Origin of the sequence: Leifsonia sp. SIMBA_070 (assembly GCF_046534635.1) — a bacterium.
Taxonomy (GTDB): domain Bacteria; phylum Actinomycetota; class Actinomycetes; order Actinomycetales; family Microbacteriaceae; genus Leifsonia.
In genome coordinates, this window is record NZ_JAWRYK010000219.1 from 1 (window position 1) to 276 (window position 276).

A 276-nucleotide genomic window follows, 5' to 3' on the forward strand; every position below is an offset into this window, starting at 1 on the left:
CGACTGCTGTTGTCTACGAGCGCTACCGCACCTTCGCGCAGATCGCCGCCGACCCCCGTGTCACCGACAACCCGATGTTCGGGCAGGTCGACCAGCCGCGGATCGGCTCCTATCTTGCACCGACCACGCCGATGTCGATCGACGGACGGCATCCGGCCCCCCGGCCCGCGCCGGCGAACGGTGATGACAGTGCCACCGTCCGCAGTGCGGGCCTGGGCCTGAGCGAGACGGCAATCGCTGATCTCGAAGCCCGTGGGGGCATTCGGGTATTGACGC

Annotated in this window: 1 pseudogene; it reads left to right on the forward strand. The window is 68.5% G+C overall.

The features are described from left to right. Positions 1–276: pseudogene (locus SB754_RS20105) on the forward strand (hypothetical protein); the annotation flags it as partial.